Origin of the sequence: Burkholderia sp. SIMBA_062 (genome assembly GCF_046534765.1) — a bacterium.
GTDB classification, from domain to species: Bacteria; Pseudomonadota; Gammaproteobacteria; order Burkholderiales; family Burkholderiaceae; genus Burkholderia; species Burkholderia ambifaria.
Genome location: NZ_JAWRYD010000192.1, coordinates 1 through 290, shown reverse-complemented (window position 1 = coordinate 290; position 290 = coordinate 1). Strand labels below are relative to the sequence as shown.

General features: G+C 59.3%; 1 protein-coding gene. It reads left to right on the top strand.

Annotation, left to right across the window (positions count from 1 at the left end):
• Nucleotide 1: 1 nt before the first annotated feature.
• A partial coding sequence (locus SB786_RS35985) for a dihydroxy-acid dehydratase (protein ID WP_410731542.1) occupies nt 2-290 on the top strand: 289 nt, incomplete at its 3' end.

Sequence of the window (290 nt, the reverse complement as noted above, 5' to 3'; positions counted from 1 at the left end):
CATGCCTGACAAAAAGCCCGGCCTACGCTCTGCCCAGTGGTTCGGTACCGCCGACAAGAACGGTTTCATGTACCGCAGTTGGATGAAGAACCAAGGCATTGCCGACCATCAGTTCCATGGCAAGCCGATCATCGGCATCTGTAACACTTGGTCGGAGCTAACCCCGTGCAATGCGCACTTCCGCCAGATCGCCGAGCACGTCAAGCGTGGCGTGATCGAGGCCGGTGGCTTCCCGGTGGAGTTCCCGGTGTTTTCCAATGGCGAATCCAACCTGCGCCCTACCGCCATGC